Below are 8,607 nucleotides of genomic sequence, written 5' to 3'. Positions count from 1 at the left end.
CCTCCGCCGCTGATCGCGCCGATGCCGTCGAACGTACGGCCGCCCTGGCTACCGTCGACGGTGATCGTGGTCGTGGCGGCCTGGGACGGAGTGGCTCCGACCGCGAGCATCGCGGCGATCAGCCCCAACAACCATAACGGGAGGAGTTTTCGGGTGTACTTCACCTGAAGGCCTTTCGGCTCGGGAGTCGCGCACGGCATGTGGTGGCGTGCGCTCTTCGGTGGACATGCGGCTCCGTGGCGCTGCGGGCACTGCGGTCGGCGTGCAGTGCGCGGTGGACGGAGCCGGGCTTCGTACGGGTGCGACAGTCGCCCCGGCAGCCGACCGGCCGCGGGCGGGCCGGGCGGGCCGGGCGGGTCGGGACCGGGCGGTCGGTCGGGCGGTCGGGGTGGCGGCGGGGCCGCAGGCGGTCAGCCGGCGGCGTTGAGCAGGTCCAGGGCGCTCTGCTGGCAGCCGTAGTCGGTGCTGCCGGTGCCGTCGGCCCAGTGCGGTCCGTACTGGTCGAGCGGGTTGCGGTCCCTGGTGTAGGCGGAGTTCGCCCAGGAGTTGAGGGTCGGGGCGTACGGGTGGTCGGCGAGCTGGGTGTTGAGCCGGCCGAGCCCGCGGACGTAGGCGCCCTTGAAGGACGGGCCGTCGCCGGTGCAGCCGTCGCCCTCGCCGGGCTCGCGCAGCACCCCGCCGCTCTGGAGCCGGGTGGTGGAGGCGTCGGCGAGGGTGCGTGCGGTGGTCAGCAGGCTCGCGTCACCGGTGGCCCGGTACAGCTCGGTCAGGCCGCCGAGCACCACGCCCTGGTTGTACGTCCAGGTGGGCTGCCCGTTGTTGGCGCAGGCGTCGGTCAGCCCGTCGTTGATCATGTGGTCGGAGTTGATCATCTTGCTGTTCCGGAACCAGGTCCACTCGTTCCTGGCCCGGTTCAGGTAGGTGGTGTCCCCGGGGATGCGATTGTGCAGGGCGGCGGTGAGCTGGAGGAACAGCTCGTTGGTGATCGCGTTCTTGTAGTTGCCGTTCGTGCTCCAACGCACCCCGCCGCCGCAGGTGCCGTTCCAGTTCGCGAACATGTGGTCGGCGTCCGCGCGTGCGGTGTTGAGGTACCGGCTGTCGCCCGTCCGGTCGTAGGCGGCCACCCAGGCCAGCCCCCACCAGCCGGTGTCGTCGAGGTACTCGTTGGTGAAGTTGCCGCCCTGCGCGCCGAGGTTCCTGTCGTAGGTCTCGGCGATGGCGTAGGTGTAGCTGTTCATCCCGGTGACCCGGGCGTTGTCGATGATCGCGGTGAGCGCGTTGGCGCCGGTCCACCAGCCGTTGCCGCCGAAGAGCTTGGTGCTGCGGTCGAACGACATCATGAGCGCGGTCGCCGCCGCGGTGCGCCGGTCCCAGGCGTTCCAGGTGGTGCGCGCCCAGGGGGTGCAGGCGATGGCACTGCCCACCTGTCCGCAGGCCCGCAGGGCGCCGACGCCGCTGTTGTTCCAGTCGTCGACGTTGTACATCAGCGTGCGCCAGCTGTTGCCGCCGGCCGGCACGCTGGTGTCGCCGAGCTTGCCGCCGTTCGTCCAGGTCCGGCCGCCGTCCGTCGAGCGGTCCAGCCACACCTCGTCGCCGGCCGCGCCGTTGGCGATCGAGGCCCAGCCCATCGCGTCCGTGTCGTCGAAGTGCAGCACGAGCGAGCGGCCGGACAGGGTGGCGGACACCGGCTGCCGGTCCTGAGGGCTGAGCGCCGGATCCCTGGTGTCGCAGTACTTGTTGCACACCGCTGCCGCTGCCGCGACCGGCGCTGCCGTGGCAGTCCCGGTCAGGCCTGACAACGTTGTCGCAACGGCCGTGCAGAGGAGGGCGGCGCAGAGTGATCTGGGCGTGCGCATGAGGAACTCCTAGGTTCGCCTGGGGGTGCGACGGGCCGTGGGGGTGGGGCCCGGGGAGCGCTCTCCAGGAAGCTAGCCAGCCGTCGGTGCTCCGTCAATGGTCTGAACATGTCGACGGTCGAGGGCGGTTCCGGCAGGAGCCTCCGCCCGGCGGCGGCGCGGCCGCCGAATCGCGACAGGACCTGCTGGTGAACCGGCATGTCGGGAGCGGTGGGTCGCTGCCCGATCGGGTCGCGACGGGCGGCCGGGTGGCCGTGAATCTTTCGCGGGTTCGGCCGATCTCGTTGACAGCCCGGACAACTTCCCCTTTGCTGGCCGACGTTCGCGCCCAACGGTCCGGCGACAGCCACAACTGTCCAATCCTGGAGCCGCATGATGAAGCGATGGCGTATTCCCGTCGCGGCCTGTCTGATGTTTCTCGGGCTTGCCGCGCCCCCGACAGCGACAGCGGCCGTAGCCGCCGTGTCCGACCCGGCGTCCCTGGTCAACCCGCTGCTCGGAACATCCCACGAGGGCAACACCTTTCCCGGTGCCGACGCGCCGTTCGGCATGGTCCAGTGGAGTCCTGACACACCGTCACGGCCACCTGGGGGTGACTATGCCTATTCTGACAACGTTGTCACCGGGTTCAGCCTGAACCACCTGTCCGGCCCCGGCTGCGGCGCGATGGGCGACATCCCGGTCCTGCCGACCGTCGGAGGCGTCGACGGCGGTGCGACGGTCGGGTTCTCGCACGCCAACGAGTCGGCGAGCGCGGGTGCCTACTCGGTCAGCCTCAACAACGGCGTGAACACCGAGCTGACCGCGACCGCCCGCTCCGGGATGGCGCGGTTCACGTTTCCCTCGACCACCCAGGCCAACCTGCTGTTCAAGCTGAACGCGGACAAGGCCACGAACCTCCACTTCACCAAGGTGAGCAGCACCGAGGTCAGCGGCTCGGTGGACGCGGGCCTGTTCTGCGCGTCCAGCCCGTCGTACACCGCGTACTTCGACATGGTCTTCGACCGTCCGATCACTTCCACCGGCACGTTCAACGGCGGCAACTCGATCACCTTCGACACCACGGGCACCCGTACGGTGCAGGCGAAGGTCGGCCTGTCCTACGTCTCGATCGCGGGCGCCACCGCCAACCGGGTGGCGGAGAACCCGAACTGGGACTTCAACGCCGTCCGTAGCGCGACGCACAACGCCTGGAACAGCGTTCTGGGCCGGGTCTCGGTCACAGGCGGCACCCCGGACCAGCAGAAGGTGTTCTACACCGCGCTGTACCACGCGCTGCTGCATCCGAACCTGATCAGCGACAGCGACGGGAGGTACTGGGGCTTCGACCACCAGGTGCACACCGTCAGCGGTCGGCAGAAGGCGCAGTACGGCACCTACTCCGGCTGGGACATCTACCGCACGCAGGCCCAACTGGAGGCGCTGGTCGCCCCGCAGCAGGCCAGTGACAGCGCACAGTCGCTGGTCAACGACTTCGCCCAGGCCGGCTTCCTGCCGAAGTGGTCGCTGAACTCGGCGGAGACGCAGGTGATGAACGGCGACCCGGGGCCGGCCATCATCGCCGACTACTACGCTTTCGGCGCACGGGACTTCGACACCGCCGCGGCCAAGAACGCGATGGTCAGGCAGGGCACCACCAGCAACCCCATCCGGATGGGCCTGGACCTGCAGACCAAGTACGGGTACCTGCCCGCCGACGGCGCCTACCCGCGCGACTTCTACGGCTCGGTGGCCACCCTCCTCGAGTACTCGGCGCAGGACTTCGCGACCTCCGCGTTCGCGGGCGCGCTCGGTGACACCACCACCCGGGACCAGTTCGCCAACCGGGCACAGGACTGGCGCAACGTGTTCAACCCCGCCTCCGGCTTCATGCAGCCGAAGCTGAAGGACGGTTCCTGGCGCGGCGGGTTCAGCGCGACCAGCAGTGACCAGTTCGTCGAGGGCACCTCCTGGCAGTACACCGGCGCCGTCCCGCACAACATCCGCGGGCTCGCCGACGCGATGGGCGGCAACGCCAAGCTCGCCGCCTACCTCGACAGCGTGCTCTCCGACTTCCACGGCTCCGGCGGTTCCCATGCCGACCTCGGCAACGAGCCCTCCATCGAACTCCCCTGGGAGTACGACTACATCGGCCAGCCCTGGAAGACCCAGAAGATCGTCCGTGACGTCCAGAACCAGCTGTGGCCCAACAACCCCGCCAACTGGAGCGTGGGCAACGACGATCTCGGCACCATGAGCGCCTGGTACGTCTTCTCCGCCATGGGCTTCTACCCCGAGACCCCCGGCACCGGCGACCTGGCCCTCGGCTCACCCCTGTTCACCAACGTCACCGTCACCCTGGCCAACGGCAGCAAGCTCACCGTCAACGCACCGCAGGCGGCCACCAACGCCCCCTACGTCCAGAGCGCCACCCTCAACGGCGCCAACTGGAACAACGCCTACCTCCCGGCCAACGCCGTCATCAACGGCGCCACCCTGGACCTCACCCTGGGCACCACCGCCAACACCAACTGGGCCACCAGCCCGAGCTCCGCACCCCCCTCCTACAACGGCAACGGCGGCCCGAAGCCGCCCGGCCCGCAGCCCGCCCCCACCGGAGCGGTCACCTCGGGCCTGAACACCGCCAAGTGCCTGGACGACTTCGGTGCGTCGTCCACCGCCGGCACCGCCGTGGACATCTGGGACTGCAACGGCACCTCCGCCCAGCAGTGGACGTTCAGCGGCGGAACGCTGCAGGTCAACGGCAAGTGCCTGGACATCACCGCCGGTGGCACCGCAAACGGCAGCCTGGTCGAGATCTGGGACTGCACCGGGGGCACCAACCAGCAGTGGCAGGCCCGCAACGGCGCACTCGTCAACCCCGTGAGCGGACGCTGCCTCGACATCCCCGCCTTCAACACCACCAACGGCACTCGGCTCGACATCTGGGACTGCGACAACGGCGCCAACCAGAAGTGGAACCTGCCGTCCTGAGGCGGACGGCGCACGGTCTCCCGGGGCCGGTGTGCGGGCGGAGCGGATTCACGTCACGAGCCACGACCCCGACGCTGCCGTCACCCCCGTGACCGGGGACAGGAGAAGGACCGACTCCTGGCTTCTCCGCCTGTTCGACGCACGGGAAGCACCCCTGACAGCGGTGTCCGGCGCTGCACTCCAGCGCCGGACACCGCTGCCCGATCCACGGCACCGGGTTGCGAGTGCCAGGATGCTCACCTGCGCATTGCACCACCTGCGGGTGCTCGACCATCGGTGGCCGAGTGTCATCGATGGCCGAGTGGGATCGTGGACAGCTTCGAGATCGGCAAGAACGTGGTGCGCTCCTGGTGAGAGAACGGCATCCGGACCTGGCGGGGTTGGACATCCGTGAGGTGGCCGACGGTTGGGACAACCAACTGTGGTGTCTTGGAGAGGAGTTGTCGTACGCATGCCGCGTACGGAGCGTGCGCCGGCCCTCCTGCGCAAGGAGTTCCGGCGGCTGCCCGCTTTGGCGTCGCCCCTTCCACCACCGGTCCCGATCCCCGTGCGGACCGGTGAACCGTCCGCGCGCTTCCCGCGGCCGTGGACCATCGCAACCTGGGTGCCCGGCGAACCGGCCGACCGCGCCCCGATCAGCCACGGCCGTGCGGCTGACACCATGGCGGTCTTTCTCGCGGCGCTTCATGCGGAGGCGCCCGCCGACGCACCGGTCGGTCCCGATCGCGGGGTTCCCCTTCGAACGCTCACGGACGGTTTCGGGAAGCTGGTCGAGGAAGTCGCCTCCGGAGGGGGCCGCCGACGGCCTCCGGCCCGTCCGGGACGTCTGGGACGAGGCCCTCGCGACCCCCGAATGGGAGGGCCCGCCGGCATGGCTGCGCGCCGGTCTCCACCCGGCGGACGTCGTCGTGTCGGACGGGACACTCTCGGGCGTGATCGACTTCGGCGACATGTGCGCAGGCGATCCGGCGGTCGGTCTCGCGGCGGCGTGGGTCCTGCTTCCCGCAGGCGCGGCAGCGCGGTTCTTCGATGCGTACGCGCAGGCGGACGAGGCGATGATCCGGCGCGCCCGAGGGTTGGCCGCCCTCGAAGAGCCTCTTCCTCGTCCTCATGGGCCAGGCCGGGGAGCGCGGTCTTGCCGGCGGCAAGCCGACATGGGCCCCGCAGGCCGAGCAGCCCTCGACCGCGTTCTGGCACCGGTTCACGACCTGGGGAGTGATTGGGGCTGCCCGGCCGGCGTGGACCCCGACGGTTCGGCCGTCGGGGTCGGTGAGCCGGTGGGATCCCGTTTCGAGCGGCGGACTCGTGGTGCTTCCCCCGATGGCCGGGCCCGGTCGCAGAGCACCGGCCCGGCTCCCCCGGGGCGGGGACACCGTCGTCGACACCCTGGCGCAGGAACCGCAACGCCTCGCGGCCGATGCGGATGGCCCATCCGTGTGGTCGCAGCACCAGCTGTGATCGCGGTCGGTGGAAATGTGGCGCGGAGGCGTGAGGTAAGCGGTGGCGGTCCGGCGCTACCCCGCCGGACCGGGGGCTGACCACGGCCCTGGACGTGTCGTCGTGGGGTTTCTCGATGCAGGCCTCGCCGTGTCGGTGCGCGGGTGCCGGGCGACCCGTTCACAGCCTGTGCCGCCATCGCCTTCGGATCCCTTCGCGCCTCCGGCTGGGCCGAACCCGCCGTCCACGACGCCCTGACCGCCTGGTTCACCGCTCCGGCGCCCTGCGGCCCGAACGGCACCGCTCGGGTGCACCGGACTTCGCGCCGGTCGCCGGCGCGCCCGGCCGGGCGGGCCGACCCGGCGCCCGCAACAAGGTCCCGTACCCGGGCGCGGAAACCTGTGCTGGCGAGAGTAGACATCAACCGGTGGCGTGTGTAATGTTCCTGGTGTCGGAAGAGCAGGACAGCAGAACGGGCAGACACGAACTGCCCGGGCAGTCATGCAGACGGCGGTACCAGCAGTGATGCAGGAGGCGTGCAGGTCGTCAGTACGCGGAACCCGGTCGCAGAAGGGGTTCCGGCGGAAGGCGGGTGACCTGCCAGGCGTCGCGGGCCCGGTTGTGCAGGGGGTCCGAGGCGGTGGCGGTTGCGCACGTACGACGCAGTGCCGGCAGTACCGGAATTCGCACGACGCAGTACCAGCAGGACGGGTGTTGCCGGCAGTCGGCAGTACCGGCAGTACGCACGATGCACACCAGAGGAGAAGGGAAGGGTTCACCCCGTCGGATCGCCCGCCACGGCATGCATTCCCCCGCCGGGCGGTCACCGCAGTAGCCATCGTCATGGAACGTCATGGAAGAGGTGGTCCTCGGTCACGCATACGCGATCCCCGCGCACTGCCCCGCTACGGGGCGGCGCGGACACCGCAGGCCGGCACACCAGTCGGCAGCAGTAGTGCAGTAGATGGTGCAGTGAATCCTCATATCCCTGGGCCCCGGCGCACAAAAGCGCCGGGGCCCTCGACCCGTTTCCCGAGAAAGAAGGTGCTGGTGGAACAGGCCACCCTCGCCACGGACCCGATCAGGGCGGACCACATGAGCGCAGAGACCAAGTTCGACGACGACGACTACCCCGCCTACACCATGGGCCGGGCCGCGGAGATCCTGGGCACCACGCCGGGCTTCCTCCGAACCCTCGACGAGGCGAAACTCATCACCCCCCAGCGATCCGCCGGCGGCCACCGCCGCTACTCCCGCTACCAACTGCGCATCGCCGCCCGCGCCCGCGAGATCGTCGACCAGGGCACTCCCCTCGACGCCGCCTGCCGCATCATCATCCTCGAAGACCAACTCGAAGAAGCGCTGCGCATCAACGCCGAACTCCGCCGCGACCACCCCAGCTAGAAGAGGGCTCGGCGGCCCGACTGCCCGCGCCGTTCGGCGAGCTCTCCCGTCACCTCGGCGAAGCCGCACGTGCGGGCAGCCCGTCGGCGCGACCGACCGGCCGACTGGTCGGCCCGCCGGTCCGGTCCGGCGCGCAGCCGGTGCGGTGGTGCCCGAGGGGCGACGTCCTGTCCAGCAGGGTGTCGGGTCGGGGCAGTTGACTACAGGAAAGTAGACGAATTAGGCGACCCTCAGTAAGGTGTGCCTTGCCTTGCTGGTCGGGGTGTGTGTCCCGCACCCGGCCTGCCGACCGTTCCCGATGCTTTCCCGGAGTTCCCATGTCTGCCCGCCGCACCACCGTCGCGACCCTCCTCACCCTGGCCGTGGCAGGGGCCGCTCTGGCCGGTTGCTCCACGAAGGACGAGGCCGCCTCGGCCGACGCGGTCCAGGTGAACGCCACGGACACCGCCTGCGAGGTGTCGCGGACGACCTTCCCGGCCGGCGCCGTCGAGTTCGCCGTGCACAACAAGGGCTCCAAGAGCACCGAGGTCTACGTCTACGCCGCCGGCGACAAGATCGTCACCGAGCGCGAGAACATCGGCCCCGGCACCAAGGTCACCATCCACGCCGAGATCAAGGCCGGCGCGTACGAGATCGCCTGCAAGCCCGGCATGACCGGCGACGGCATCCGGCAGAAGATCACCGTCACCGGCGCGGGCGACGCCGCCGCCCCCAAGACGGACGCCCGGCTGGAGGCCGCGGTCGCCGCCTACCGGACCTACGCGCAGGAGCAGGCCGACGCGACGATCCCGGTCGTCGAGCAGTTCGCCGCCGCGATCAGGGCCGGCGACACGGAGAAGGCGAAGTCGCTGTTCGCGCCGTCCCGCGTGGGCTGGGAGCGCACCGAGCCGATCGCCGAGAGCTTCGGCGACATCGACCCGAAGACCGACGTCCGCGA

At 70.1% G+C, this 8,607-nt stretch carries 4 protein-coding genes and 1 pseudogene; 4 read left to right on the top strand and 1 reads right to left on the bottom strand.

Going from position 1 to position 8,607, the window contains the following annotated elements; all coding sequences use genetic code 11:
* Nucleotides 1-410 precede the first annotated feature (410 nt).
* The gene (locus tag SNE206_RS39420) at nucleotides 411-1,856 is read right to left on the bottom strand and encodes a glycoside hydrolase family 76 protein (protein WP_407918414.1); all 1,446 of its coding nucleotides are present in this window, start codon (nucleotides 1,854-1,856) and stop codon (nucleotides 411-413) included.
* Nucleotides 1,857-2,228: 372 nt separating this feature from the next.
* Here SNE206_RS39420 and SNE206_RS39415 point away from each other — a divergent pair, with 372 nt between their 5' ends.
* The 4 genes and pseudogenes from SNE206_RS39415 to SNE206_RS39400 form a co-directional block, all read left to right on the top strand.
* Entirely contained in the window at nucleotides 2,229-4,829 is a 2,601-nt protein-coding gene (locus SNE206_RS39415) for a lectin (RefSeq protein WP_407918413.1), read from the top strand.
* A 293-nt stretch (nucleotides 4,830-5,122) separates the two neighbouring features.
* A pseudogene (locus SNE206_RS39410) lies at nucleotides 5,123-6,022 on the top strand (phosphotransferase); the annotation flags it as partial.
* Nucleotides 6,023-7,361: 1,339 nt separating this feature from the next.
* Nucleotides 7,362-7,670, top strand: coding sequence for a MerR family transcriptional regulator (locus SNE206_RS39405; protein ID WP_407918415.1), 309 nt, complete (start codon nucleotides 7,362-7,364; stop codon nucleotides 7,668-7,670).
* Nucleotides 7,671-7,987: 317 nt separating this feature from the next.
* A partial coding sequence (locus tag SNE206_RS39400) for a cupredoxin domain-containing protein (RefSeq protein WP_407918412.1) occupies nucleotides 7,988-8,607 on the top strand: 620 nt, incomplete at its 3' end.

It is taken from the genome of Kitasatospora sp. NE20-6 (assembly GCF_045862635.1).
Note: the sequence above shows the minus strand (reverse complement) of the source record. Positions and strands in the feature narration are given on the sequence as shown.